Here is a 26,404-nt window from a genome sequence, read left to right on the forward strand (position 1 = left end):
CATGTCCACAGAACAAAATCAGAACTCGTTTCAGTCACTAGGACTGAACGACAATATCTTACGAGCCGTAAATGAATGCGGTTACACCACCCCTACCCCGATTCAAGAGCAAGCCATTCCGACCGTAATGAAAGGTCATGACTTACTGGCAGCAGCGCAAACCGGAACCGGGAAAACAGCAGGATTTACGCTTCCTTTATTGCATAACTTGTCTTCGACGAAGACAGAAGGTAAGCCTGTTATTCGAGCGTTAATATTAACACCGACACGTGAGTTAGCGGCTCAGGTTGAGGATAACCTCAACACCTACGCAAAATACACAGGCCTTAAATCATTGGTCATTTTTGGTGGCGTTGGTATCAACCCACAAATTAATGCGTTACGTCGAGGTGTCGACATTTTAGTAGCAACCCCCGGACGCTTGCTTGACCATAGCCGTCAGGGCACGGTTGATTTAAGCAACATCGATGTGCTTATTCTTGATGAAGCAGACCGCATGCTGGACATGGGTTTTATTCATGACATTAAAAAAGTTATGAAATTAATTCCTGAAGAGCGCCAGACGCTGCTGTTCTCTGCGACATTCTCAAAAGAAATAAAAGCATTAGCTCAACAGTTTATGCACCAACCTAAACTGGTGGAAGTTGCTCGCCAAAATGCCACTGCTGATACAATCGAGCAGCGCGTTTATCCGGTTGATAAGAAACGCAAACGTGAGTTACTAAGCTATCTAATTGGCAGCAGAAACTGGCGACAAGTATTAGTCTTTACCCGAACCAAGCACGGGGCTAATCGTTTGGCGACTCAACTTAGCGACGACGGTTTACCAGCAATGGCTATTCACGGCAATAAGAGCCAAGGCGCCAGAACCAAAGCTTTAGCGCAGTTTAAAGCAGGGAAGTTACGTGTTTTAGTCGCAACCGATATTGCTGCACGCGGTATTGATATCGACGAATTACCACATGTAATAAATTTTGAACTACCACAAGTTGCTGAAGACTATGTGCATCGCATTGGACGTACCGGCCGTGCCGGCAGCGAAGGCGAAGCCGCTTCTTTGGTCTGCGTTGACGAACATAAGTTGCTACGCGACATTGAAAAGCTGACCAAGAATGAGATACCGAAAGAAGTGGTTCCGGGTTTTGAGCCCGATCCGAGCATAAAACCTGAGCCTATCCAAAAGCCCAGAGGTAGCCGGCCAAATAACTCGCGCCGTGCGCCGAGACAAAACCGCCCGGCGACACGACGCTAGCCACTTCACTGTCGGCTGGGTTTTACTTCAAAAAATCCAGTCCGCCAGTTACTGCAGCGACCTGGGCTTCAATACACTGCTCAGGCGTTGCTTTGGGGCTGTCGGGGTAAACTTCTGTGGTTGTGGCGTACTCTGCTTTACTGAAGCTAATGCAAAGTCCCAGCTTAGACGTTGGCAGTAAAATAACACCTCGCTGCGCAATGTCTTCGCCAATCAGTTTATTTTCATCGTCAGCGTCCGCTATGTGTGTGACTTTCTCGACAGAGTCCAGTACGGCCTTTTGGAATTCCGGGTAAGGCTTTTCGGCATTACCGACCAAATAGAAGCCGTCAGGGATATTCCAATTAGTATTCACGGTACCATCCATTGCGGCTTTTGCCGGACGAAACTCACTGTTGTCAGTATCTGTGGTTTCATGCAAGTCAATGTGCGCCAGAATATCTACGCCTAAATCCGCGACGTACTTCATAATATGAGCGCACTCGCCAGCCGGTGATTCAGCAACAAACGAACGATTAGGATCAATAGCGGCCGGGTTCCATCGGTTAATGGTTTCATAACCCCACGGACTTAAACACGGTGCAACAACAACGTTAAAGTGCTCTGCATAGCTATTGGCTTGGGTTTCTATAAAACGCAACGCACCGTGAACACCACTTGTTTCGTAGCCGTGTACACCACCAGTGACTAATACCGTCGGTTTATTACTGTCCCAACTCTTAGTTTTCACCGCGAATAACGGGTAAGTAGCGCTTTCGTAAGCCAACTCGCCATATTGTTCAACGTCAAAGTCGTCTTTAAATGTCTCTATTTTGCTAACAACATCATCAAAGTATGAACGCTTTTGAGTTTGCTCCGCTAACCATTGCGCTTTTTCTTCCGCACCCCATGGTTTACCTGGAGTACCAATGTGGTAAATCGTTTCTTGCGTCATAGCCTGATCCTATTCATTACGTCTTTTAAAGAGAGATAGCTATACTACCAAAGTCTTCTCATGCACCAAAGCTATGCTGCCTTGGTCGCCTCTTTATTACCCGCTTTATTATCTACTTTCTCTGCCGGTGTTTTTTCTGCTTTCGGCTTTTTCGGTTTCTTGGCGCCGAGAGCAATTAAAACATTTTCTCGTTCTTTCGCTAAAAACATCGCCATATCTTCAAGCTGCTTGTCGTCAGTAAAAAGCTCGCTGCTTTCAATTAAGGGCGTTAGCGCCTCTGCCATATCCAACATTTTATCGTGTGCATCAGCTTCGGCTTTCGAGGTAAATGTCATTTTTTCGGCTCCATCGCGAATCACTACGTATTGGGTTACTACAGCCATGGTTGTGTCCTTTGCTGAGGTTTACAGATACTGGTTATTTGTACAGTATAAAGCAAGTAATTGCAATAGCTGCCACATTCGCTAAACTGCGCACTCTTAACAAAGACGATAAGTACAGGAATACAGCCAGCCCCATGACTCAGTTCTCCAAAGCACAAGTTCGACTGGCTATATTTGCCATGGCCATTGGCAGTTTTGCTATTGGTATCGGTGAGTTCGTGATTATGGGTTTGCTGCCTGACGTCGCTACCGATTTTAATACTGACACGCGTACAACCGGGCACTTAATCAGTCTTTACGCTTTAGGTGTTGTTATCGGTGCGCCACTTATTACTATCCTCTTTGCGCGCTTTCCTCGTAAACCGATGCTACTCATACTGTTGTTCGTTTTCGCTATTGGTAATTTTGCCAGCGCATCGGCCGATAATTACTTTTTGCTGCAAATTTTACGATTTCTAACTGGTCTGCCGCATGGGGCTTACTTTGGCATAGCCTGTTTGGTCGCTGCCGATATGGTGCGCCGAAACCAGCGTGGTATGGCTGTCACTATGGTTATGATGGGTCTTACCATCGCCATTTTGGTTGGTAACCCTCTAGCAACATGGCTCGGGCAGCTCATCGACTGGCGTACGGTCTACCACACTGTTGGTGCATTAGGTTTAGTTGCACTGGTTATGATTGCACTTGTGGTTCCACAACATCCAAACGAACAAAAAACCTCCGCCCGAGGTGAAATGAAAGCCTTGCAGAATCCTCAGGTTTGGCTAACCCTGGCAATTGGCGCCATCGGTTTTGGCGGCATGTTTGCGGTTTTAAGCTACATAGCCCCCACCTTGATTAACGCTACCGGACTGGCCCCTCACTGGATACCTATTGCATTGCTTATCTACGGTATCGGCTCGTTAGCAGGGAGTTTAGTCGGCGGTTGGGCAGCGGACCGAAGCCTTAAGTTAACGATTGGTGGCTCACTTATTTGGTCAGCAGTTGTACTAGGTATTTTCCCCTTTACGCTAGAAAGCATTTGGAGCGTTATGCCAATGGTCCTTCTACTTGGCAGTGCAGCGGCTTTGGTTCCCGCGCTTCAGGTTCGCCTTATGGATGTAGCGGGAGAAGCACAAACCTTAGCCGCATCGCTGAATCACTCCGCATTTAACGCGGCCAACGCCTTAGGCGCCTGGCTCGGTGGTTTAGCTATTGTTTCACCACTGAGCTGGCAAGGTACCGGTTGGGTCGGCTGCGGTTTGTCCCTCGCAGGCTTATTGCTATTCTGGATCACTAAAGAACACAGCCGTAAAGCGCCCGATATTATTAGCCTTTAGTCTCGCCGTTGATGTGCAATTCGCGCAACTCTTTGTCGGGCTTTGCGTACGACAAACGCGCTGCGCGAGAGGTCGAGTGATAACCATCTAGTCCGGAAATAGTCATAGTACCCAGACCTTCAATGTCGATATAGCCATCACTTTGCACTGCATCCTCCTGCACATCTACCCAACGCACTTCGCCAACGATAAGCGCCGTGTCGTTGTGTTGTATCGGAATAATTTCAACCAACTGCATACCAATACGCAAAGAACTTTCAGCGACATAAGGTGCATGGAACCCATCCATAAACTCAGGGGTCAAGTCACAAGCGTCAAACTCGGACTGCTCTCTGGGATAGCGCGCTGACGTTTGATGGGCTTGTTTAAAAAAGCTCTCGCCAACATGATTAATAGTATACACACCACTTTCCTCAATATTCTCCCAGGTGTGCCGTGTCACTGACTGTGGACGCATAACAAAGCCAAGAAACGGCGGGTTGCTTCCAAGGTGCACAACCGAACTCACAATAGCCAGGTTATCCTGCTGACGCCTATCGCGTGTACCTATAACATTGGCACTCTTAAAGCCAGAAAGACAGTTCACAAACCGGGCACGTTCCCTTTCTTTCATTTGGGCTAAATCATTCTGTTTATAGTGTTTCATAGTAACCTCAAGATTTATCTCTAATCTGTATTACGCAGGAAAAGCCACTTTTGATCGTTGGAAAGACTCTTTACAAAAAACATTATTGCGAACAGTTATCATTTGCGTTAACTTGTTTTCAGCAACGACCAAAAGGAAAAGTGATACAAATGAAAAATGCCTACACTGGTTACTTTAGCAGTCAGGAAAACCTGCAAAAAGCCACCCAGTACCTACAACAGAAGAACTATTGCAGTGTCACTTCAGTGCTGTCAGAAGCAATTGAAGATGCACGTTGCGCCGCAGAAGAAGTCGCTTTGACAGCCAATGCAATACAAACCTACACGACGGCGTCGATTTTACTCATCGCTGTTTATATTCGGATTAATAAGCCGCTTCTCGCTCAGGAAAGACAAGAGAGCGCAAACCGGCAACTTCAACAATGGCGCACCAATACGGACTCCATGCAAATTAATGAATTGTGCCGCTACTGCTGCCAGCTATTGATTACCGGGTGTCAGCACTCTCGCTGTGTTGGACACTACACTCAGCAACTTGAGGAGCTAAACCATGCGCAGGAACAAACCTGAACGTTTGCAACTGTCCATGAGCAAAGAGCAGTTGAAACATCTGCTGTTAGAAAAGCGAGTTGTCGCAAGTGACATTCGTTGCTGCGACTACTGCAGCCAATGCGAATTAAAGGAACTTATACTGGAATGTGCCCGAATATCGTGCTCAGGTGAGACGAGAGATACTGGTGGTTAAAATTCCTTTTTGCGAAGCACTTTTTTCTGGCCGTGCTGCTTCTTATTATTCAAGCGCTTCTCTTTAGCAGCGCGAGTTGGCTTAGTTGGAATACGTTTTTTCTGCACTTTAGAAACACTGCGAATGAGTTCAGTCAGCTGCTCTAAAGCCAACTCTCTGTTCCTTGCCTGACTACGTGTTTCCTGACTTTTAATAATCACTTTGCCACTTTGAGTAATACGGTGATCATGCTTTTTAAGCAGTCGTTGTTTATAAAAGTCAGGCAGCGATGACGCCTGGATATCAAAAATGAGCTGTGCGGCGGTAGCCACTTTATTAACATTTTGTCCACCAGCTCCACTGGAGCGAATAAATTGCCACTCTATTTCGCTTTCCGCAATTTCAACGCGCTGAGAAATATTAATCATCGAGGACGGTTATCTCTTTCTGAAGGTGAATACATACATGAAAACCTTTGTTGAACCTTATTTAGGATAAATTATTACCCGCGATTTTGAAACAAGCGGACATCTCCTCTGTCTCTTCGGTGTCATCCAATTGTTAAAAATTATGGTATATTACTGCGCAACTTTTTTACTCAAGCAGGATTAATCTATGGCCGCTTTTGGCTCTGTATTTATGCCGCAAATGACGTTGGCGACGTTTGAAAACTCAAATTGGAGTACGCCTGAACTGGTTTCCTCCGACGCCATTCAATTACACCCGGGGGCTCACGTTTTACATTACGCCAGCACCTGTTTTGAAGGGCTGAAAGCGTTTCGACACGACGATGGTTCCATTAATATTTTTCGTATGGATCGCAACGTGAAGCGCATGCAGCAGAGCAGTGAGCTACTCTCGTTACCCGCATTCGACGAATCCATGCTTGAGAAAATGATTGTCGATGTCGTTAAACACTTTAGTGACGAAGTACCTGCGCCACCAGGCTCTATGTACATCCGTCCAACCCATATTGGCACCGAAGCCGCAATTGGCAAAGCCGCCTCTCCAACACATTCTTCCATGCTTTATGTGTTGTTATCACCTGTTGGCGATTACTTTTCGGGCGGCGATAAAGCACTGCGACTGTTGCTGGAAGAAAACGGTTCCCGCTGCGCGGCGCACATGGGCATGGTGAAAAGTGGTGGTAATTATGCCAGTGCGCTACAGCCTATTTTAGAGGCTCGTTCCTCTGTCAATGCTGACCAAGTATTGTTCTGTCCAAACGGCGACGTTCAGGAAACCGGTGCGGCTAACTTTTTGCTAATTGATGGTAATGAGATCATAACCAAAGCACTGGATACCAGCTTTTTGCACGGCGTCACTCGTGACTCTATTCTTACCATAGCTAAAGACTTAGGAATGACAGTGTCAGAGCGGGAACTGAGTGTTGAAGAGTTATTAGAGCGCGCAGCAAAACCAAACTGCGAGGCCGCTCTATCAGGTACGGCCGCCGTTTTAGCGCCAGTTGGCACTCTTATTCATAATGGTCAGGAGTTCTCAGTCGGCAGTGGCAACACAGGCCAAAGCACTCTGAAACTCCGCAAAGCCTTAAATGATATTCAATGGGGCAAAGCGGACGATAAACATGGTTGGCTAACCAAAATCTGAAATACTTAGCACTTTTAGATCGTTTTTTCAGGTGGTAAGACGACCCACTCTGGATCTTCAAACTCCCCTATGGGCGTAATCTCGCAAAACGGCGCTGCGCTGCGAATAATCTCGGCGACGTCTGGGTTGGATTGATTTTCCATTGCATCCCGCTGCGCTTTCGAGTCCCAGGATGCAATAGCAATAAGTGTTTTATCATCGCCAATTTTTCGGTGGAGCTTGGTGCCTCGTGCACCCGGCGCACGCTGAATAATTTCACTGGCTTTAACCCAAGCCTCTGCATAGTCTTCTGCTGTGTGTCCGTCTTTTATACGCACCTGAAAAATATATTTCATTACTCTCCTTTATTCGCGTACTGGTATAGTTATTTTCGTTTTTTCTCCGCTTTCACCATTTTTATATAAAAAAATACAGCGTAGAAAAAACACATACCAACAACAATAGCCAGTCCACTAAAAGAAATAAAGATAACAGGGTCACTAAAAAACTCTTGCCATAAACTCATAACGGATACTCCTATTTTGTTTTCATCAGTTTATGAGAACGCAGCGAACCCGTTATTGAGCTAAATCAACTTATTGAATATCACTTTATTTTTTGTGGGTATTTTGAAAAACATCTGTAAAGAGCACCATAAACGTAAATTATTGTCCTATATTTAATAGCGTTAGTATTTTAGTTAACACTGGAGGTTAGTGATGAAAAACGTAAAAGCAGCTTTATTCGCAAGTTTAATTCCATTGTCGCTTCTGGCACTGTCTGGTTGTAGTGAACAAGAAGCAAACAAAGCAGAGTCTGAAGTTGAGAGTAAAATGGAACAAGCTGAGCAAAAAGCAAAGGAAACCATGGACGACGCTCAGGAAAAGTCAGAAGACGCTTGGAATGAAACCAAAGAAACGTCTGAAGATGCCTGGAATAAAACCAAAGAGGAAGCTCAGGAAGCTGGCGACTACGCTGAAGAAAAAGCAGATCAAGCGGGTGACTACATCGATGACTCTATCATCACCACGCGCGTTAAGGCCGTTATTTTTGAAGACGACAACCTCAACAGCATGAATATTAGCGTTGAAACCAACAACGGTATTGTTCAACTGTCAGGTTTTGTTGAGAGCGACGCTGATATTGATACAGCTGAAAACTTAGCTTCTACAGTCGAAGGCGTGAAAGACATTGAAAACGACCTTCAAGTGAAGAAATAACGAAATCACTTAGTGTTAAAAAGAGCGGCAAATTAGCCGCTCTTTTTATTTGTATCAAAGCATTTCAGGCACTAGCAGGAGACTTAAAAGCTTGCTAACTTAGGCTCCAACAATAATAACAAGCAGCCTGTCATGTCTACCAGTTCATTTTCAAACGAGACAATCGAAAACAGCAGCCTTCCTAAAGCTCGTGAACAACAATTTTTACCGTTAAGCCCTGCCTACGTTAAAGTTAACTTACTTTGCCGCTTGCTGATTTGGCTTGTGATTTTAGTCGCCTTGGTTGTTGTTTACTGGCAGCCCTGGTTTGAACTGCCTAGCCCTATGCAAGCCGCGATTCCCAGCTTACTCATTGCCATAGCTTCATTAGGGCTCTTGCTCTCTGTCTACGGCGTTATTGGCGACAAAATTAAAGGCTATGCGCTGCGAGAGCATGATTTAAGTTACAAAAGCGGTGTTATTTTTAAGTCGATCATCAGTCAGCCCATATTACGAATACAGCATGTTGAATTAAAACATGGGCCCATCGACCGTCACTTTGGGCTCGCCTCCTTAGAGGTATTCAGTGCCGGCGGTGCAATGCATACGTTCGCTATTCCTGGCTTGCCCGAAGAAAAAGCCCGCGAACTTCGTCAATATATACTTGAGCACGGTGATATTGCAGCCAATGAATAGCGAGCAAATAACCAGTATTAACAATTCGACAGAAGAGTATCGCGATAAATGGCTAAAACTGTCACCCGTCGCGATTATTTATTTTGCTATTCAGTTTATTAAAAATACCGCCAGTAACTTCGTTTATTTAATTCCGGCATTCGTCATTGGATACCAGAAGCTGGCAGACAATATTATTTCTATTATTGTTGGTGTCACCGGGGTTTTGGTGTTTATTGCTGTTAGTGCGTTGGTTAAATTTTACTTTTACCAATACCGAATTACCGGGCAGCGAGCACAAATTCACTCAGGGGTTTTTCAAAAGAAGCACATAGATTTACCCTTTGAGCGCATTCAAAACATTCGCTTTGAGCAGCCTATTTATTACCGTTTTACTGATCACGTCTGCATGCTGCTCGACACTGCTGGTTCGAGTAAGGCGGAAGCAAAAATTATCGCCCTTCCCAAGCCCGTCGCCGAAGCGCTTAAACAAGAAATACTGCTGTTTAAAGATCACAAGACCAACACTGAAGATCATCCAGAACCCGAACAAAAGCAAGAAGAGCGAGAAACAGTTCTTAATACTCGTTCAGTAAGAGATCTCGTTATTCACGGCTTAGCAAGCAACCGTATTTGGATTGTCTTAGGGGCATTAGCGCCCTTTTTTAATTCGATTTCTGAACAAGTGATTGAGGGAATAGAAAGCTTCGGCGTCGATCTGGAAGCACTTATGTCCTCCACCCAATACGCTATGTGGCAATACATCCTGGTTATAGCCTCGGCCACCTTCGTTATTATTGCGCTACTAGCGCTAGTTTCTGTCATTGGTTCGGTCATTACCTTTTACGATTTTCGCTTAACTCGATCCGGCGACCGCTACATTCGGAGAAACGGTCTATTTACCCGCCATGAAGTGGCAATGCGACTGCGCCGACTACAGATGATCGTGTACCAACAAAACTGGCTTGATCGTCTGCTACAGCGTGTGAACCTGAAATTCGAACAACTCAATGCCAGTATTGAACGTTACAGCGCTTCTACGGCCGGCGGAAAAATCATGGTGCCTTCAGTGACTCTGAAAGAAGCAGAGGGACTGGCCGCAAACGCTTGGCCAAAACACCAAATGGGCACTATTAATTTTCACCCGATAAGCAAACGGCTTATGGTTCGTAATCTATTAATCGCCTTTTGGTTGTTGATTGTACCCTCCATTACCTTTAGCTACTTTGGTTACTACGAAGTGTCACTTGGCTTGGGTGGCCTGTTTTTACTCCTTATTCCTCTTATTGCTCTGCGTTGGAAGCGCTGGGGCTATGCAAACGATGGTCAGTTTATTTACATTCGTAAAGGTCTCATTGGGGTTAATTATCGCTGCTTCCCCATTCACAAAGTTCAACAAACCTCGTTTTACCAAAGCTGGTTTATGCGGCGTTTCAAATTGTGCACTGTCGGCTTTGTGCTCGCCTGTGGCGGCCAATCCATTCCTTTTATTAAAGAAATCTCCGGTGACACGTTAATTGACGAAACGTTACATCAGGTTGAGTCATTGAAAAAATCCTGGATGTAAAACACGGTCTATTTTTTGTTAGAGTACCGGGTACTAATGACAACAACTGGGTCAGATTTTATGGAGCTGCCTTTCTCACAAGCTTGTGAAAACAATAAAAAGTCAATACTTGATGTTCTGAAAGTCGCTTTTGCTAAAGCTTCACATGTTTTGGAAGTGGGCAGTGGCACCGGACAACATGCTGTTTACTTCGCTAGACAACTCCCTCATTTAAAATGGCAGGCAAGTGACCAACCGGCCTATTTATCTGGCGTAAAAGCCCGAATTTTAAAAGAAGGAGCGCCAGGCCAAGCTTTGCCGGTGGAATTCGACGTATTTAAAGAGGCTCCTGCGGGTCAGTTCGATGCTTTATTTACCGCCAATACCTGCCACATTATGCCTAAAGAAGGAGTGAAAGCACTGTTTGAGCATTTGGGAAACAGCCTTAAGTCGGTAAAGCGTTTATGCATTTATGGACCATTCAACGACAACGGTCAGTTTACCAGTGAAAGTAACCGCTCATTTGATGAATCATTAAAAGCGCGTGACAGCCAAATGGGAATACGTGATAAACAATGGATTGCAGAGCTTGCCGGACAACAGGGGTTTAGCTTGAAGAGCACCCATGCTATGCCGGCAAATAATCAAATTCTGGAGTTTCAGCGTTAATCGTTAACGCTGAAACTTATTTGGTATTGGGGACAATTCGCAGCTCAACGCGGCGATTGAGTTGACGTCCGCTTTCTGTGTCATTGTCTGCTATTGGCTGACTTTCACCATACCCTTCGGTTGTCACCCGACGAGTGTCAACGCCATTACCCACTAAGTGGTTACGCACCGCGTTAGCCCGGTTTAACGACAACTGCTGATTATATTCAGCGGTGCCTGTACTGTCCGTGTGTCCCTGGATAAGCATGGTGGTTTTCTCATACTTTTTCAGCACTCGGGCAACGTCGTCTAAAACCGGGTTGAAGCTCTGCGAGATGGTTGCGCTACCTGTGGCGAAAGTTATGTTACTTGGTAGCTGCAGACGGATATTATCGCCTTCACGTATGACTTTAACGCCGCTGTCAGCCAGCTCTTCCCTAAATTCTTCTTCCTGCTTGTCCATATAGGAACCAATAGCACCACCCGCTAATGCGCCAACTGCCGCCCCCCAGACATAACGGCTTTTATCGTGGTCGCCGGTACCTTTACCAAGCAATGCACCAGTTACAGCGCCAATGGTTGCGCCCTTCTGGGTATTACTCATATTTTCACAGCCCACTAAAGCGAGCGAGGTCATTATCGTTAATAACGCTAACTTCTTCATACCGTTTTCCTTTTTAACGCTTTGAGTACACATAAAATTAGCATTAATTCAGAAATTCGCTAACGCCATTTGCAGTTCTTTTACGCAACCCAGAGCTAGATATTAGGCTTATACTCAAAGCCTTCTTCTGCCTGAGAATCAGAAAACGTTTTTATTTTTTTCTTACGGTTCAGCATGGCATTAACCAGTGAGTTCGGAAACACTTCAATGCCGTTATTAAAGTCTTCCACGTTTTGGTTAAAAATACGAATCGCTGCGCCAATGTTTTCCTGTTGGTCGGTAATTTCGCGCATGAGTTTCTGATAGGTTTCTGACGCTTTCAATTCAGGGTAATTTTCAACGGTGACATTTAAGCTTTTTAGTAACTCACCCGTTTTTGCTTCAGCCTGTTCCAGTTTTATGGTATCAACTTTCCCGCTATCTAAGCCCTGTAGCGCACTGCGAAGCTCGGTGACTTTAGTCAGTGTTCCCTGTTCAAACTCTTTGTAATCTTTTACCACATCCTCTAAATGCGGAATGATTTTATTCTTCTGGCGCTCTTGCGTAATAACATTTGCCCAAGCCCGTTCAACGGCATTCGCCCGGTTAATAATGGAGTTATAAATGGCAATAATGGCTATCACCAAAACTACCGCAATACCAACCGCTATCCATATTCCAGTCATTTATTCGCTCCTAAAAATTACTGTCCAATTTAGTCATTACATAATGAACATGACTCAGTGTCGCTCTTAGTTTTTCAAATTCCTGTTCGCCTTCCAACGCTTCAATAAAGGCGTCAAATTCGCTAATTTTTACTCTATTGGGTGTTGCAATAAGATCTTTGTCGGCAAATGAAAGACATAAATCGGCCGCGTCGTTCACCTCGAAGTTTATTTTCGATAATACATTGCTAAGTTCTTCAAACGCGACAACAACCGTCGGCTTCATGGCTTTAGCCGCTTCAATCTCACTAGCAGCGACCACCTTAAACATTTTATTAAAACGGTTAGATGCAGGCTTGTAAGTTGCTTTACCCGCTCCAGGAAGGTTAAAACCAATAACCACAAAATTACGCAGTAAGCCAAAAGGTAAAATCAGACCATAGCGATCATAATGATCGTACTCGCGACGAGTGCGCGTTCTTACCCGGCCGTTACTGTCAGTGTAGGTTTCGGTAACAATACGCTCATCGACGTAATGAAAATGGTAATAGTGATAGTCAAACGAATATTCATCGCCCTGGTAACTGCCTTTAAACAGTTCTTTAATTTCACGGCTGTAGTTGCCTCGATGAAACTCGCTAAAGCGTTGCTGAAACTGTTGAGCGGTAGCTTTGCCGTTAAAGCTTACCAACGTCAGGTTGTTGTCGAACAGACCGTCGCGCTGCAATAAAGCATGAGACACTTTCGACATCAGACGATGAGGATAATAGGCTGTAATACCAGCAAGCACCGTTAACAAGCCACCAACGGCAATAATAATCCAGGTGCTTTGCTGAAAATGCTGTCGTTGGGACCAGTCCCAGTAACCCAATAGCCCTGTCACCAATAATAAGATGGTAAAAATAATCCAATAGACTTTTGTTTTAAGCTGATAACTACCGGGAAAGGATTTGAGCTCAGAAATAACCGAGTCTAACTCTTTCCTGGAGCGGCTTAGCGATACTTTGTTTTTAATACTTTTCAGCAGCGAAATAAGTGCTTTGTTGTTTTTATAGTAGAGCACGGTTGGCAATATCAATTTGTTTGAATTGAGGAAGAAAGCTTAATGTTTCTTCCCCATAAGTACCAGAAAAACTTATTGAACCAAAGCCTTCTGAATAGCGTCGTCCAGGAAAATAGACTCAAAACGCTGTTTATAGATGATCTGCATTTCATTTGAAATGAGTCCACTACCAACGTCGTCTTCGCCTTTGAAGCTGCGTATCGTTTTCTCTTCACCGTTTCTATCTAAAATAACAACATCAACGTCGTACCATGAGTTGTCAGAAAATGCATGGTAATCGTATTTCCACTCATTCAACGCAATAATAATGGATGGTTGTTCTTTTTTAGCCAGTGCATTTTTAATACTGCTAAGGCTCATTGAGTGTGAAGTGGAATACGCTTCAGCATCGACTCCTTTCTTGTTAAAGCCAGCAACTAAACGCTCGGTCAAATATTCAGACATTGGTTGACCGGTGTATGTGTACTGTGAGTATGGGATACCGAAATTAGAACGGGAAAGGCCTTCAAAATTTGGAGACTTATCACCACTTAGAACATACTCGCGCTTATCAACGACCGCGATTGAGACCGACTCCAGCTCATTAGGGGTATTGACAGCAGGCGCAGCCTGCTCAGCAGTCATTATTGACGCACAGCCCGATAAATAGAAGCTTGCGATGGCTAACGCAATTAACTTTCCAAATTTAAACATCAATTATCCTTATAAGATGACTAACAAAAGTTCCATAACCAAATGCAATAAACTTAATCGCGTTCGGTTAATGACTAATAGTACCATCTTACTAATTTGTTATAAATCTGTATCTTTATTCACGCTGCCGCTTTTAATGATAAACTAGGCCTAAATCAACAAACACCTTTTAGTGGCAGGAGTTTCTATGAAAGCCGTCATATTAGATAACAGCAGTTTGGGAACTGGTGTTGATTTATCTCCTATTGAAAATCAAGTTAACGAGCTCGATTGCTATTCGCTGACGTCGCCCGGGCAAGTCGATGAGCGCATTCAGGATGCCGACATTGTTATTACCAATAAAGTGGTTCTGAATGAAGACAGTTTAAAACAGGCAAAGCGGCTGAAACTGGTTTGTGTGCTGGCTACCGGGATGAACAATATCGACTTAAAAGCTGCTGAAAAGCTTGGTATTCCCGTTAAAAACGTCGAAGCCTACGGAACACCTAGTGTGGTGCAGCATACATTAATGATGATGCTGTCATTGGCAACTAAAATGCCTGTCATGCAGCAACGGATGGCTGCTGGCGACTGGCAAAAATCACCGTTATTTACCTTGCTTGATCCTCCTACCTATCAGTTAGAAGGCAAGCACTTGGTTATTGTTGGTTCGGGCGAGCTTGGCCAGGCGGTGAAGAAACAGGCCGAAGCATTGGGAATGCGTGTCACTTTTACTGCACGCCCTGGTAAAGCAGACGACTCACGCCCGAGCTTTGGCGAACTGTTAGCTCAAGCGGATGTTATTTCTTTCCATTGCCCGCTAACGGATGACACGAAAGGTTTGCTTAACCGTAACAATATCAAACATTGTCAGCCCCACGTTTTAGTCATTAATAATGCCCGAGGTGGCGTAACTAATGAAGAAGATGTTTTAGAAGCGCTTCGCAACGGAAACATTGGAGGCTATGCAACCGATGTTCTGCCGCAAGAGCCGCCAAAAGACAGCCACCCGTTACTCGATGCATTAAATGAACCACTAAACTTGATTGTTACACCACATAACGCCTGGACTTCTCCGGAGGCACGACAACGCATTATTGAGTTAACTGCCGAAAATATCCAAACGTTAAAGTAACCACGCTCTTATTCTAGGCTGAGGACTAATTTGCACTAGGTCGCAATTTAGTCCTTTTCTTTGTAAAAGTGCCAAACACCACCGGCAATATGTAAAGCAACTAGCACTGGCAGTATATACGTACCTAATACTTTATGTATTTCTTCTGAGGGCTCATGCAGCCATTGCAATCCACTTAAGTCCAGCGATACGCTGAACCATCCAAATACCGATAGAGAATCATTTTCGGTAAACAGATAAAGAGGCCCTGTTACAATTAAGACCAACATAGTTAGTAATAAAGCATAATGAAGATATCTGACGAGTTTGTCTTTTACCGTTGTGGTTGACTCAGGAAAACCTTGATAGAAGCGCAAAACAATACGCCAGGCAACAATAAAGAAGACAAAAAAGCCAACACCAATATGGGCGGCTTCGGAGTAGTGTTTAACCTCTCTGGAGTCAGCAAACACCATCATAAAACCAAGTGTCAGTATGGTAAAAATTGATAACGCCCCGAGCCAATGAAGTGTGCGCGATAATGGTGAGTATTTACTGTTCATAGAGTGACTCCTTACGTTTATTCACGCCAGAGTAAACACGAATCCTTAAGCGAACATTAAAAGATTAACGAAGACGCTTTGTTATTCCCCTTCCTTATGATGTCGATCAACTTTTACGATGAAATCGCCATCTTGATGCTCAAATGTCAGTATTAAGCCGAGCTGCCGAGCCAGATTATTTACGATACTTAAGCCGATTCCAGCGCCTTGTTCACGTAACTGTCCCCCGCGATAAAAACGTTCAGTGAGGCGTTGAACATCAATATGATGTGTCGCTTCTACCGAATTTCGAATAACAAACGCAGAGCCATCAAAGGCAATATCTATCGTTGATTTTGGTCGGGCATATTTAATCGCGTTATCAACCAGGTTGCTGAATAGTACCGCCAGATAACTTTCTTCAGAGCGCCAGTCAACGGTGTCAGGCAAATTCACCTCTAGCGACAACTGCTGGGCCTCTGCTTTTGGATAATAGTCAGAAATTACTTGCCGAATAACCGCCGCAGCATTCACTTGTCGCCACTGCTCAGGAGGAAGCTCTGTTTTTGATAACAGTAGTAAGCTTTCAACCAGACTCACCAGTCGCTCAGTACTGTCCAGTAGCGACTGGAGCTCAGACTTTTGCTTATCGGTCGTCGCTTTGACTATTTGATTTTGTAACTGAGCCTTCAGGCTTGCCAGCGGTGTTCGTAGTTCGTGCGCTGCATCGGCAGAAAACTGTTTTTCCCGTAAGAATGTTTGCTCAATGCGATGTAAATAATGGTTCAGTGCGGTTTTAACTAACGCGACCTCTTCAGTATCGTTGGACTCTGAAAACGGTCGGTAGTCGTCTGAGCGCTTGCGTCTAAGTGCTCCGGCTAACCGTCTGAAGCTCGCGAAGTTGCGATTTATTGTCCACCAGCCTAGCCACAGCATCAATGGTAATAGTGTGATAATAGGTATCACGGTATCAACCGTCAGATCATTGCGAATTTCAGAGCGGAATTCATCCTGCTGCAACAGCAAAATGCGGTAATCACCTGCAGCCGAATATAAACCGAAGCTATGCCACAGCTCGTTATTGATCATTTTAACCGCAAAGCCTTCGTTAAAGGTAATCACTGACGGATCCAGCGAGCCTTCTGTTTGCAATAGACTCTCACCAGAGGTGGTTTCGATACGATAAGAGAGTTTGTCCTCATATGAATGTGCATTAATACGACTAATGGTAATGTCGCGATCCACGTACTCATTATTTTGGGGTAAAAGTGCAAGCAAGGTTTTCGCCTGCTGCACCATTTCAGCGTCAAACAACTCATCGACTTCATGACTGATTTCGGCATAAATCCACGTGGCAGAGACGGCCGAACTCAATAAATAGACAGCCGATACCGCAACCAGAATGCGCCGACGTATGGAGTTTAGTTTTGTTCTTATACGGCTAATTATTTGCATGCCAGGCGATACCCTACCCCTCTAATGGTCTGAATCCACTCCTTATTGCCGAGTTTCTTTCGCAGATTATGTACATGCACTTCCAACGCATTGCTTTCCACTTGCTGTTCGTTACGAAACACCACTTGCTCTAACTTATCACGGCTATGCACACGTCCCGGTGACGTCATTAACGCGCGTAACAGCTCAAATTCACGTCGGGATAAGTTAATCGGCTGTTCATCAACCAAAACCTGAAAGTTAACTTCGTCAAGACGAATAGGTCCAACCACCAGTTCAGCCGACGCCTGTCCGCGCTGACGCCTAACCAACGCGCGCAAGCGCGCAGCCAGCTCATTCATATCGAAGGGCTTAACCATATAGTCATCCGCCCCCAGGTCTAACAATTTAACGGTCTCCGAACTATCATCGCGCGCGGTTAACACCAACACAGGCATCAGCTGACCTTTTTTACGCAACGCTGACAACACTCGGCTACCATCTAAATCGGGTAGCCCGAGGTCCAGTACAACGGCGTCATAAGGCGCCCGCTGACTTTCACTGATAGCAGCCGCTCCGGTCCTTACCCACTGCACCGAAAACTGACGTTCAGACAGGCCAATTTCAACAGCCTGTCCCAACATCCCGTCATCCTCGATTAACAATAGATCCATGCACCCTATACCCCTGTATTACTGTTCACGTTTTATTCTGGCCAAGAGCTGTTCCACTTCTTTCCGTCGAAATTCGTCAGCAAGAGGTCGGTCCGGTCGTGGTGCTGCGGCAAGCGCCTTATTCGCATAGCTTTCAGCTTTTGCGTAGTCACCCTGTTCAAACCAATAATCGGCGTAAAAGTAATTTGGGTCAATGCCATTTGGGTTAATTGCTAACGCTTTTTCCAATAGCTCTTGCGCTTTATCATCGTCACCAAATCCGAACGGCCAGCCAGGCACCTTATAATATAAGGTACCCAGTGACGCATAGGCCGAGCCACTTAGCGCATTCGGATCGATTTCCAACGCCTTCTCCAGAGACTTTCTCGACTCCTTCGCCAAGCTCAATGCCCCAAGCCCTCCTTTTGCACCCGCATAGGTACTTTTAACAATACCCAGCCAAATATGTGCAGACGCGGACTCAGGCTCTTGTTCAACCCACTGCTGGGCATCTGCAACCAATTGCTCAAACGCTTTTTCCTGGGCGTCGTCCTTAAGTGTATAGTTAACAGTGGCCCAGCGTTGTTGCAGATCATGCAGTCGCTGTTGACTGTTAACGCTGGAATCGAGCTCAGCAGAGAAAACGGATAGGCTTAAAAAGCCAGCGATAAAGAATGCGGTTACTTTAGTTTTTTTCATGACGATTTTCCTCAATTAATTGATACAACGTATCTCGTGTTTTACGTAAGCTGCGACTGACCTGCTCCGGCCACAGTCCATTAAGACGGACGAATAGTCGTTCGGGCCAGCCCAACGTTTGTAGCTGCTTCTGCCGCTCAATTTGTTTAATTAATTGCAGTGCCACTTGTTGCGGCGGATCTTGCGGTGTCTTCAAGCGTTGGTTTAATTGGCCTAACAGACCTTGATTAAGCGATGTTTTGATAGCACGCGGAGCCGCGTACATAATGGAGGCATCGTGTGCCTTCAATTCACGCTGTAGTGCTTGTGTAAAGCCCCGCAAACCAAATTTACTGGCGCAGTACAAAACTTGCCCCGGAAAGCCGATAGCGCCAAAAACCGAACCCACATTTAATACCCACCCCTGCTGAACTTTCAGTAACGGAAGTAATTGACGAGTCAGTGCGACAGGCGCTGTCAGGTTAGTGGAAATAACTCGGTCGATATCGGTTTCTGTTGCCTCATTAAAGAGTCCCTCATGCGTGACCGCAGCATTATTAATAAGTCCTGTCAGTGATGACTCCTGTCGCTGTAGAAACTGAACTAGCCGTTGTCGGTCATCAGCTTGAGTCACATCAGCGACAAACGATGTTTGTTGCAAACGAGTTGCGAGCGCGTCCAACCTTACCGCCGAGCGCCCGACCAAGACTAAACGAGCGCCTCGTTGACTAAGTTCTTCTGCCAACGCTTCACCAAGCCCACCGGCGGCTCCTGTTAGCACAATCGTTTGCCGCGACCAATCAATGACTTTAACGTTGGTTTTCATACAGGCTCCCCAGCCAGTTCAGGCAGGGCGCGGAACATATCTCCATAAAGCCGATAGACATGTTTTGCGGTCTGTATGATCACTCGCTGTGCTTTTTCATCGGTCACTTTATTCATCAACTGTTCAAAAAACTGAACGTGCTCCTGATCAAGATCTCCGTGCGATAACAAATAGCTAAACGCTGAATCAGGTAGTCCCAGAGTTGCTTTAATTTTTCCCGCAGCTTGTGTCGCCAATTTAACGCTCGTTCCCTCCAGCACATGTGCCATACCAAAAAACGCCGCCGGATGTTCATTATCGATAGCGTGGTAAACTAATGACACCATTGCCTGAGTCGCTGTATGTGGCTGACTATTTTTTACTGCCTGCGCATCACCACCAGCCGCTTGAATATCATTTAAGATCCAACGCTCGTGACCGTACTCTTCATTGATATACTCGATAACCGCTTTACGTAACCATTCATCGTTGAACGAGAGCTTGCTGCCACAGCGCATGAGTAAAGGCGTGGTATGCTTTACGTGATGGTAAGCCTGCGTTAAAAATGCACCATAGCGCTCGGCAGTGATGTCGCCTTGTAACGCTTGTTGGATGGCCGGTGCGCTCAATAGATAATGCTGTTCGCTTTGAGTTTGTTCACATAACGTATTAAAAAATTTCATCATTTACCTCGTTAGTCGATGCGGGATCTTTCAATTCAAAAAACGCTTGGATAGCATGACGTCGCAGTCGTCCGGTTCCTGTTAATAGGCCATTGCTTACCGTAAAGGGCTCAGTCATTACGACGTGTCGCTGAATACGCGCATAGTCCGGCAACTGTGTATTCACCTGACTAACCGCAGTATCAGCCTGTGCGGTGGTTGTGGAGGGCATTAGTACTAATAAAGCGGTCAAAGGTGTTTGTTCATCACCTAGGACGGCTGCCTGTGCAATACAGGGCTGACTGCAAAGTTCTGATTCAACCCATTCAGGATCAATATTGCGGCCGTACTCCGTCACGATAATGTTCTTACGGCGTCCTAAAATAATCAGGCGTCCCTTATCATCCAGAGCCCCGAGATCACCGGTATGAATTTGTGCAGGAAACCAACTGCTTCTATCATCCCAGTACCCCAGCATGGCATTGCCTTGCACGACAACCTCGCCATTCTCAAACGAAACCCGTGCATGCTTTAGCGGCGGTCCAACTGTGCCAGGTTCGCTATTTGAAGGCGCATTGAGCGCTACCACAGAGCCGAATTCCGACAAGCCATACCCCTGAACAATAGGTAGTTTCAGCGCCAGAGCCCGTTCTTCCAATGTGTCGCTTAAGCGGGCTCCGCCAACGGCCAGTAATTTGAATTGTCGGGCATTGATAAGTCCGCGCTCCACACCAGTAACTAATACGTCCAACAACGCTGGTGTCAGAATCAAACTGTCGGGTTGATACTGAGTCAGTGCGGTAAAAAACGGATTGAAATGCAACGACGACGAACCTTGTAACCCAAGTGTTTCACTTCTCAGCAGCACGACCTCTGCGCCGAGCCATAACGCCAGGTAAACACCCGCCACATTTTCCAGCAACACCGACAGCGGCATAATAGCCATGTGTCGCTTTACGCAAGAACCGGCAACCCGCTCAGCTAATGCAGCTACCGTAATCAGTTGGTTATCAACGGATAAACAAACGCCTTTGGGTTCGCCGGTACTGCCAGACGTAAAGGTCACTTTTGCAGTTCCTGACGGTAACGGTTTATTTGCCCTCACTTTCGTCTGCAAATAAGTTTGCTGTTGCTGACTAAAAAATGGCGGCACCGGAATGCATACTTTGTCGGCCAGCATCAACGCTAAATCTTCTACTACCCAAGTTACCGGGGCAGTTTCCTTCAATAAAAAGAGTCGCTGAGGTTGTTGGCGCAATTGCTCCGCCCGTTGCTCAACGGATTGCAGCAGCTCTGAGTAGCTGAGTTGTCTTCGTTCTGAGCGAATAGCAATCGCTTCAGGGTTCGTATTGGCGTGCGCTTGTAGACGTTCAAAGAACACGTTCATATCGCAATCTCTCGCTGCTGAGACAACACGTACTGGCAGGGTGTAGTCATTTGCTCAAAGACGTTCCCGTCCGTTAACCAGCCAGCAAGCACCGTCGGTTGGTGCTGATAATAGTTGCCCCAAAGATCACGCACCGATTCAGGCAATGCACTTTTCTGTGCCGTTTCTAATTCAGTTAACGCAACGCCTATGCGACGAAAATATTTTTGCAGAGCTCGGGTCGCTGTAAAAATAACCACATCACGACCTTTATCGTCCAATAACCGCACAACAGCTCGAAATAAATGTGGCAAGTACGTCGGAGTTAACGCCGCCATAGAACCAACTTCAGCCAGGTTTTCTGATTGAGGCAGCGGTTTGTCGCTAACACGATAGTTCTCTAAAGGCTGGGTTAGGTAAGCTTGGGAGAATAGAGCTTGTTCGTCGGCTAATTGCACCCCGCACGCAGCCACTAATCGACTCTCTTCAAATACAGCAATCAATAAACGGGGCAATGTGCGCAAGCAGGCATGGAAGTTTAACCAATAGCGTTCACAAATAAACGTTTCAACCTGTTCGCGTAGCGGATGTTCAGGCAGGATCCAACAGTGATGCATATCTACTCCTTAAGTCAGCCAGCTGGCTGCAACAGCGTCAATGCAGTCACTTTATTAATAAAGACTTAAGGAAAACTTAAATTGATCTCCGGAATGATGGTTTGCGCAGACCGTTAAAAGTTCCAATTTTTATTCCATTAAAAAAATAAAACCGTTACCCAGGTAACCATTAACAGTATCAATGCAAAGAAAACAGCAGCTGAAGCAATATCCTTGGCACGCCCGCTGAGCTCATGGAATTCCGCTCCGATTCGATCAACAACAGCTTCTACTGCGGAATTTAGTAATTCAGTAATCACCAAAATAAATAAACTCGTAATAAGCAGTAAGCGTTCTACAATCGAAGCCTCAACCAACAATGCCACCGGAACTAATACCGCACAAAGCAGTGCCTCCTGGCGAAAGGCTGCTTCATAACGCCAGGCTACTTTTATTCCGCGCAGCGAGTTAAACGTTGCTTTCCAAATGCGCATCATACCGGTATAGCCTGGTTTCATTGTTTTTCCTTTCCTGCAATTGATAAATTAAACAGACAGAGTTTATTAAATCAATCTTAAGCTTAACTTAAGAAATAATTGTTAGCGTCTTCACAAAGAATGAACTACCGGAAGAACTAACACTCATGCCTGCAGAAAGATCACAGAATACGTTATGGCAAACACTGGCGCTTTTTAAGCCACTATTGTACTTTTTTCTGCTAGCGCTGGCGTTGCTGAGCAGTTCCCGATTAATGCTGGCGTGGCTCTACTCCGATAGAGTTGACAACGCTATTAGCTGGTTTGACTTTATATTGCTGGGCATTCGAGCAGATGTCGTCCAAATCGGCTATTTTGTTCTCATTCCACTGTTGCTGTTATCGCCTATGGCGTTCGCACTGCATAAGCCACTAATGCAGCTGTGGTGGCGACGTATATGGATCGTATGGAGTCTCATTTGTGTCGTCGTATTCTGGTTTATGGAAATTTCTACACCGGCATTTTTAGCACAATACGATACTCGTCCAAACCGATTGTTCTTTGAGTATCTTGCCTACCCTAAAGAGGTATTTTCAACTTTAATTAACGGGTTTGCAGGTTGGTTATTTATTGGCATCGCCTCTACGACAATCGTTATTTTTGTTGCGTACCGTTGGTATAAAAGAACCGATAACCGTTTTAACACTCGAACGATAAAACGTCGCTATCTTATCGGTGTCATACCGATCTTAATAATTTGCACGCTGTTTGGTATACGTTCAACACTCGCGCACCGACCCGCTAACCCGGCATTTTTTGCTGTCACCTCCGATGCCATGGTGAATTCATTGATTTTAAACTCCACCTATACGTTGGAGTACGCACTCTACAACCTTAAACACGAAGCACAAGCCAATCGTGTCTATGGCTCGCTCAGTAATGACAAAGTCATTAGCGAAATTCGACAAGTTGAATATTTAAGAGACACTGAATTCCCGTATGACAACTACCCGACTGTTCATTACCAACAGGCGTCAGTTAGCCGCTCCCAACCGCTGAACATTGTTATCATTCTGGAAGAAAGTTTGGGAGCAACTTTTGTTGAGTCACTGGGGGGCAAGCCGTTAACGCCTAATCTTGAACACCTAAAAAGCCAGGGGTGGTGGTTCGAGAGCCTGTACTCTACTGGAATACGCTCAGTTCGCGGTATCGAAGCAGTTGTTTCCGGTTTTCTACCAACGCGGGCACGTTCTACGGTTAAGCTGTCCGGCTCTCAACGGCAGTTTTTCACGCTTGCAGACGTTCTAGGTCGTCAGGGTTACCACACCGAGTTTATTTATGGTGGCCAGGCGCACTTCGACAATATGGCGAGTTTCTTTGTCGGCAATGGCTTTCAGTCCGTCATCGATCAGGACGATTACGAAAACCCTCGCTTCGTTGGCAGCTGGGGAGTCAGCGATCAAGATTTATTCGACAAGTTACACCAACGCTTAGTGAATACAGAAGCTTCCACACCACAGTTTACGTTGGCATTTACCTCATCGAATCACGAGCCATTTGAATTCCCTGACGGGGAAATAAACTTGTCCGAGCAACCGAAACAAACTGTTCACAATGCGGTTAAGTATGCAGATCATGCACTCGGTGAGTTTTTCGCCAAGGCAAAAAAAAGTGACTACTGGCATAATACACTATTTCTAGTGGTCGCTGACCACGACACCCGCGTTTATGGCGAAGAACTTGTTCCGGTGCAAAAGTTTCATATTCCGGGATTAATTTTGGGCGCTGATATTCAACCAAAAACAGTATCTACAATTACCAGCCAAATTGATTTGGCTCCGACCTTGCTTTCTTTAGCCGGCATTTCCGCCTATGTTCCAACTATCGGGCAGGACTTGAGTCAATCAGATGTTAAACCGGCTAATCGAGCCATGATGCAATTTGAGGACAATTATGGCTGGTTGCAAGGCAGTAAAGACGGGCAAATATTGACGGTACTTCAAGTCAAGAAACCCGCAGAGCAGTTTCTATACTCCCCGGCACAGAACGAGCTCACGCCACTCCGTAAAAATTTGAGCGAAAAGCACCTACGCAAAGTGGTTGCACATGCCATGCTACCGTCTATTCTCTATCAGGGGCGCTCGTATTATGTCCCCTTACAGAACTAAGACTCCACACATACACAATTCCGACCGGCCTTTTTCGCTTCGTATAACTGCCGGTCAGCCCGTCTAATCGCATCAGCCGCTGACTCATCTGAATGAATAGCAGCCGCCCCCATACTTATTGTCAGTATCGGCAACTCAGCTGTCTTAAAGTCATGAGGAATGGCCAAAGTCATCACCGCCTCACGCAGCTCATTCAACTTTTTATCAATCGATTCAGCTGCGGGGATAATAATAGCAAGCTCTTCTCCCCCATACCGATAGACTTTCAGTGGCGTTCTTTCAAGTAGACAGTCGGCTATTTTCTTCAATGCTCTGTCGCCAGCTTCATGTCCGTAGTTATCGTTATAGGGCTTAAACTCGTCTATGTCTGCCATCATTAAATAATAAGGCTTTCTTGATTCAATCGCGGTCTCCAGATCACGATCAAACGCCCTGCGATTGAACAGCCCTGTTAATCCATCCATATGCGCCAGCGCGTCAAGTTGTTTGTTCGCTTCGGCCAACTCCTCCGTGCGAGCCTCAACCTGCTGCTCCAAGTCATTTTGAGCGGCAATGAATCGTGAAGCCATTGTTTTAAAAGCATCCAAAGCTTGTTTGACCTCACCACGCGCTTTTATTGATGCGGCACGGTGAGACAAAGCTTCTTGATAGTTTCTCTGACCCATAAGTGATGCCACAGTAGCCACTTCATGCAGTGGCTTGGTGACTTCTCGCTGGATCAACCAATAGGTCATCAACAATGTCAGTATCACTAAACCAACACCTGCGGCAACCAGCTGAAGCGGTAAAATGATAGCCTGCTTGCGTATTTCCTCTAGCGGATAAGCGGTTATGTGCCACCAATCAGGACCAGCTATTTTATCAATAATAAGCAATTGATCGTCTACCGCATTTTCCAAAGTTATAGCGGTGTCATTAAGCTCTGCCTCCGTCACCAGATGACTCAACTGTTGATACAAAGGCTCATCATAAGTTTGTGAAGTCAGTGTTGAGCGCTCAATGATTGCCTCCTGAGACAAGTTGGATGCAGCAATTAAGTCTCCCTTTGTATTCAAAACAATGTGTTCTGATTTAGGCCTTTTTTTCTGTGTTAAATCACTCAACAAACTACCTAACGCAACATCAAAGCTCGCATTCGCTAAATGCTGCCCATTTAAGTCTATCGGTTTTTGGTAGGTAATCGTCCAGACATCGGCAGAGAGGTCGTAGTACAACCCTGTCCAGTTTGGCTTCCGCTCAGGATTCTTACTTCGCAACGTCGATTTGACCACCGAGAAGTCCGTTATAATCAGGTCTTTGTCAGCCAACAATCCCCATGGAGACTCTTTTGAGTACATCAAAAGAATGTTTTCAGGCATTGAAAAGTGCGTATTAGCAACGTCATTTTGCCATGCCGGAGCAAGCTCATTTAACGTAAACAGCGCGGCAATCACACGAACTTTTAATTCATCACTTATTGGCTTCTGTCGAGGTCCGAGAAAAGCGCTTAACGATTCAAAATAATCTCCGTTAAGCGATATACCCCGGTTAAAAGCAGGCTTTAACCGAAAAACCCCCGGCGATGTCTCCTGATACCATTGATTAAACCATTCATTGGTGGATTCGTTACTTGTCATCAGCTGATATTGAGAAAGAAATTCTTCCGCTAAAATATTGGCGTTACTTTCAATGCGCTTAAACAAGGCTTGGTTGCGTTGAAGAGTTGGAGATAAGTCTTGTTGAAGCAGATTTATTACCCGTTCCCGATCATTACTATAAGTTGTCAGGAAGGTAATTGCGGAAGCAATAACGACAAGGGAAATTGCCCATATACTGATTTTCACCAATAAGGCTGTCGTCAGTTTTTCATGCCGCTGCAGTCGGCGATCGTCTTTTCGTCTTTCCAAAATAATCAACCGTTGTCTTTTTCGTAAATCTAACAACTATTTTGAACAAATGCTATTATCAAAACA

General features: G+C 45.4%; 31 protein-coding genes. 11 read left to right on the forward strand and 20 right to left on the reverse strand.

The genetic code is table 11. The annotated features are described in order from the left end of the window. The first annotated feature begins 1 nt into the window (after position 1). Positions 2-1,252 (forward strand): DEAD/DEAH box helicase, encoded by a 1,251-nt coding sequence (locus EST55_RS09330; protein WP_129497272.1) that lies wholly within the window; start codon positions 2-4, stop codon positions 1,250-1,252. A 22-nt stretch (positions 1,253-1,274) separates the two neighbouring features. Here the strand turns inward: EST55_RS09330 and EST55_RS09335 are convergent, their stop codons facing one another. Both EST55_RS09335 and EST55_RS09340 read right to left on the reverse strand, forming a co-directional pair. Continuing rightward, positions 1,275-2,186, reverse strand: coding sequence for a M14 family metallocarboxypeptidase (locus EST55_RS09335; protein WP_129497273.1), 912 nt, complete (start codon positions 2,184-2,186; stop codon positions 1,275-1,277). A gap of 71 nt (positions 2,187-2,257) precedes the next feature. Continuing rightward, positions 2,258-2,569, reverse strand: coding sequence for a YebG family protein (locus EST55_RS09340; RefSeq protein ID WP_129497274.1), 312 nt, complete (start codon positions 2,567-2,569; stop codon positions 2,258-2,260). A 134-nt stretch (positions 2,570-2,703) separates the two neighbouring features. Between EST55_RS09340 and EST55_RS09345 the strand changes: the two genes are divergently transcribed. Then, positions 2,704-3,888 (forward strand): MFS transporter, encoded by a 1,185-nt coding sequence (locus EST55_RS09345; protein WP_129497275.1) that lies wholly within the window; start codon positions 2,704-2,706, stop codon positions 3,886-3,888. Here the strand turns inward: EST55_RS09345 and EST55_RS09350 are convergent. Beyond that, on the reverse strand, positions 3,878-4,534 hold the full coding sequence (locus EST55_RS09350; RefSeq protein ID WP_129497276.1) for a flavin reductase family protein: 657 nt from the start codon (positions 4,532-4,534) through the stop codon (positions 3,878-3,880). The genes EST55_RS09345 and EST55_RS09350 overlap by 11 nt on opposite strands. A gap of 149 nt (positions 4,535-4,683) precedes the next feature. Here EST55_RS09350 and EST55_RS09355 point away from each other — a divergent pair, with 149 nt between their 5' ends. Both EST55_RS09355 and EST55_RS09360 read left to right on the forward strand, forming a co-directional pair. Next, positions 4,684-5,103, forward strand: coding sequence for a hypothetical protein (locus EST55_RS09355; protein WP_129497277.1), 420 nt, complete (start codon positions 4,684-4,686; stop codon positions 5,101-5,103). After that, positions 5,084-5,278: a hypothetical protein gene (locus tag EST55_RS09360; protein WP_129497278.1), complete on the forward strand. Its 195-nt coding sequence runs from the start codon at positions 5,084-5,086 to the stop codon at positions 5,276-5,278. The genes EST55_RS09355 and EST55_RS09360 overlap by 20 nt, the downstream gene beginning before the upstream one ends. Here EST55_RS09360 and arfB read toward each other — a convergent pair. Next, complete coding sequence (arfB, locus tag EST55_RS09365) at positions 5,275-5,685, reverse strand: alternative ribosome rescue aminoacyl-tRNA hydrolase ArfB (RefSeq protein WP_129497279.1); 411 nt, start codon at positions 5,683-5,685, stop codon at positions 5,275-5,277. The genes EST55_RS09360 and arfB overlap by 4 nt on opposite strands. A 187-nt stretch (positions 5,686-5,872) precedes the next feature. On the opposite strand from arfB, the gene EST55_RS09370 reads away from it, so the two are divergent. Next, positions 5,873-6,868 carry a branched-chain amino acid aminotransferase gene (locus tag EST55_RS09370; RefSeq protein WP_129497280.1) on the forward strand — a complete coding sequence of 332 codons (996 nt, stop codon included), beginning with the start codon at positions 5,873-5,875 and terminating at the stop codon, positions 6,866-6,868. Positions 6,869-6,882: 14 nt separating this feature from the next. Here the strand turns inward: EST55_RS09370 and EST55_RS09375 are convergent, their stop codons facing one another. Next, positions 6,883-7,203 (reverse strand): antibiotic biosynthesis monooxygenase, encoded by a 321-nt coding sequence (locus EST55_RS09375; RefSeq protein WP_129497281.1) that lies wholly within the window; start codon positions 7,201-7,203, stop codon positions 6,883-6,885. 29 nt (positions 7,204-7,232) lie between these two features. After that, positions 7,233-7,373, reverse strand: a complete 141-nt coding sequence (locus tag EST55_RS09380) for a DUF3149 domain-containing protein (RefSeq protein ID WP_129497282.1) — start codon at positions 7,371-7,373, stop codon at positions 7,233-7,235. Between the two features lie 193 nt (positions 7,374-7,566). On the opposite strand from EST55_RS09380, the gene EST55_RS09385 reads away from it, so the two are divergent. The 4 genes from EST55_RS09385 to EST55_RS09400 all read left to right on the forward strand — a co-directional run bounded on the left by EST55_RS09385 (position 7,567) and on the right by EST55_RS09400 (position 10,936). After that, positions 7,567-8,067 carry a BON domain-containing protein gene (locus EST55_RS09385; protein WP_100691874.1) on the forward strand — a complete coding sequence of 167 codons (501 nt, stop codon included), beginning with the start codon at positions 7,567-7,569 and terminating at the stop codon, positions 8,065-8,067. 132 nt (positions 8,068-8,199) lie between these two features. Next, complete coding sequence (locus EST55_RS09390) at positions 8,200-8,742, forward strand: PH domain-containing protein (protein WP_129497283.1); 543 nt, start codon at positions 8,200-8,202, stop codon at positions 8,740-8,742. Next, positions 8,735-10,288, forward strand: a complete 1,554-nt coding sequence (locus EST55_RS09395; RefSeq protein WP_129497284.1) for a PH domain-containing protein — start codon at positions 8,735-8,737, stop codon at positions 10,286-10,288. Before EST55_RS09390 ends, EST55_RS09395 begins: the two co-directional genes overlap by 8 nt. 36 nt (positions 10,289-10,324) lie before the next feature. Beyond that, complete coding sequence (locus tag EST55_RS09400) at positions 10,325-10,936, forward strand: DUF938 domain-containing protein (RefSeq protein ID WP_240665288.1); 612 nt, start codon at positions 10,325-10,327, stop codon at positions 10,934-10,936. Between the two features lie 16 nt (positions 10,937-10,952). On the opposite strand, the gene EST55_RS09405 is transcribed toward EST55_RS09400, so the two are convergent. The 4 genes from EST55_RS09405 to EST55_RS09420 all read right to left on the reverse strand — a co-directional run bounded on the left by EST55_RS09405 (position 10,953) and on the right by EST55_RS09420 (position 13,979). Continuing rightward, entirely contained in the window at positions 10,953-11,579 is a 627-nt protein-coding gene (locus EST55_RS09405; RefSeq protein ID WP_088767919.1) for an OmpA family protein, read from the reverse strand. 95 nt (positions 11,580-11,674) lie between these two features. After that, complete coding sequence (locus tag EST55_RS09410) at positions 11,675-12,244, reverse strand: LemA family protein (RefSeq protein ID WP_129497285.1); 570 nt, start codon at positions 12,242-12,244, stop codon at positions 11,675-11,677. Between the two features lie 10 nt (positions 12,245-12,254). After that, the gene (locus EST55_RS09415; protein ID WP_240665297.1) at positions 12,255-13,286 is read right to left on the reverse strand and encodes a hypothetical protein; all 1,032 of its coding nucleotides are present in this window, start codon (positions 13,284-13,286) and stop codon (positions 12,255-12,257) included. Between the two features lie 72 nt (positions 13,287-13,358). Continuing rightward, positions 13,359-13,979, reverse strand: a complete 621-nt coding sequence (locus EST55_RS09420; protein ID WP_129497286.1) for a hypothetical protein — start codon at positions 13,977-13,979, stop codon at positions 13,359-13,361. Positions 13,980-14,166: 187 nt separating this feature from the next. Here EST55_RS09420 and EST55_RS09425 point away from each other — a divergent pair, with 187 nt between their 5' ends. Next, the gene (locus EST55_RS09425; RefSeq protein ID WP_129497287.1) at positions 14,167-15,093 is read left to right on the forward strand and encodes a D-2-hydroxyacid dehydrogenase; all 927 of its coding nucleotides are present in this window, start codon (positions 14,167-14,169) and stop codon (positions 15,091-15,093) included. Between the two features lie 47 nt (positions 15,094-15,140). Here EST55_RS09425 and EST55_RS09430 read toward each other — a convergent pair whose 3' ends face one another. The 9 genes from EST55_RS09430 to EST55_RS09470 all read right to left on the reverse strand — a co-directional run bounded on the left by EST55_RS09430 (position 15,141) and on the right by EST55_RS09470 (position 22,326). Further along, positions 15,141-15,635 (reverse strand): cytochrome b/b6 domain-containing protein, encoded by a 495-nt coding sequence (locus tag EST55_RS09430; protein ID WP_129497288.1) that lies wholly within the window; start codon positions 15,633-15,635, stop codon positions 15,141-15,143. 81 nt (positions 15,636-15,716) lie between these two features. Further along, on the reverse strand, positions 15,717-17,069 hold the full coding sequence (locus EST55_RS09435; RefSeq protein ID WP_232709794.1) for a histidine kinase dimerization/phospho-acceptor domain-containing protein: 1,353 nt from the start codon (positions 17,067-17,069) through the stop codon (positions 15,717-15,719). Then, a complete protein-coding gene (locus tag EST55_RS09440; RefSeq protein ID WP_088767915.1) occupies positions 17,060-17,722 on the reverse strand; it encodes a response regulator transcription factor in 663 nt (220 codons plus the stop codon). The genes EST55_RS09435 and EST55_RS09440 overlap by 10 nt, the downstream gene beginning before the upstream one ends. An 18-nt stretch (positions 17,723-17,740) precedes the next feature. After that, positions 17,741-18,400: a tetratricopeptide repeat protein gene (locus EST55_RS09445; RefSeq protein WP_129497289.1), complete on the reverse strand. Its 660-nt coding sequence runs from the start codon at positions 18,398-18,400 to the stop codon at positions 17,741-17,743. Beyond that, positions 18,387-19,205, reverse strand: a complete 819-nt coding sequence (locus EST55_RS09450) for an SDR family oxidoreductase (protein ID WP_129497290.1) — start codon at positions 19,203-19,205, stop codon at positions 18,387-18,389. The genes EST55_RS09445 and EST55_RS09450 overlap by 14 nt, the downstream gene beginning before the upstream one ends. After that, on the reverse strand, positions 19,202-19,870 hold the full coding sequence (locus EST55_RS09455; RefSeq protein WP_205702586.1) for an iron-containing redox enzyme family protein: 669 nt from the start codon (positions 19,868-19,870) through the stop codon (positions 19,202-19,204). The genes EST55_RS09450 and EST55_RS09455 overlap by 4 nt, the downstream gene beginning before the upstream one ends. Continuing rightward, a complete protein-coding gene (locus tag EST55_RS09460; protein WP_129497291.1) occupies positions 19,854-21,233 on the reverse strand; it encodes an AMP-binding protein in 1,380 nt (459 codons plus the stop codon). The genes EST55_RS09455 and EST55_RS09460 overlap by 17 nt, the downstream gene beginning before the upstream one ends. Continuing rightward, positions 21,230-21,829 carry a thermostable hemolysin gene (locus EST55_RS09465; protein WP_100691861.1) on the reverse strand — a complete coding sequence of 200 codons (600 nt, stop codon included), beginning with the start codon at positions 21,827-21,829 and terminating at the stop codon, positions 21,230-21,232. The genes EST55_RS09460 and EST55_RS09465 overlap by 4 nt, the downstream gene beginning before the upstream one ends. Positions 21,830-21,966: 137 nt before the next feature. After that, entirely contained in the window at positions 21,967-22,326 is a 360-nt protein-coding gene (locus EST55_RS09470; RefSeq protein ID WP_100691860.1) for a diacylglycerol kinase, read from the reverse strand. 125 nt (positions 22,327-22,451) lie between these two features. Here EST55_RS09470 and EST55_RS09475 point away from each other — a divergent pair, with 125 nt between their 5' ends. Further along, on the forward strand, positions 22,452-24,452 hold the full coding sequence (locus EST55_RS09475) for an LTA synthase family protein (RefSeq protein ID WP_129497292.1): 2,001 nt from the start codon (positions 22,452-22,454) through the stop codon (positions 24,450-24,452). Here EST55_RS09475 and EST55_RS09480 read toward each other — a convergent pair. Next, positions 24,449-26,338: a diguanylate cyclase gene (locus tag EST55_RS09480; RefSeq protein WP_240665289.1), complete on the reverse strand. Its 1,890-nt coding sequence runs from the start codon at positions 26,336-26,338 to the stop codon at positions 24,449-24,451. The genes EST55_RS09475 and EST55_RS09480 overlap by 4 nt on opposite strands. Positions 26,339-26,404: the final 66 nt, after the last annotated feature.

This window comes from Idiomarina sp. 29L (assembly GCF_004123135.1).
In the GTDB taxonomy this organism is placed as follows: domain Bacteria; phylum Pseudomonadota; class Gammaproteobacteria; order Enterobacterales; family Alteromonadaceae; genus Idiomarina.